This window comes from Paraburkholderia sp. SIMBA_053, assembly GCF_046534895.1.
Taxonomy (GTDB): Bacteria; Pseudomonadota; Gammaproteobacteria; order Burkholderiales; family Burkholderiaceae; genus Paraburkholderia; species Paraburkholderia caledonica.
In genome coordinates, this window is sequence record NZ_JAWRXU010001287.1 from 1 (window position 1) to 250 (window position 250).

Annotated in this window: 1 protein-coding gene; it reads right to left on the reverse strand. The window is 39.2% G+C overall.

The window, feature by feature from the left end:
* A partial coding sequence (locus SB753_RS39765) for a DnaB-like helicase C-terminal domain-containing protein (RefSeq protein WP_410805507.1) occupies nucleotides 1-250 on the reverse strand: 250 nt, incomplete at both ends.

The following is a 250-nucleotide window of genomic DNA, read 5'->3' on the forward strand; positions in this document are numbered from 1 at the left end:
TATACTTCCTGACTCCCTGATATCGGACATTGCTGGCGCTTTATCTTGTTTACCCTCTACTCCACGATTAAGCTGTGCTACAAGGATGATAGGCACGTTAAATTCCTTCTGCATGTCTTTCAGCTGTTTCATGATGTATGTAAATTTCAAATGGTTACTATCGAAGGACTCATCAATGTCCACATGCCCTAAGTGATCTATTGCAAATAAGTGTTTCTTACCTGGATTCTCATTTACAGTTTTACGAATC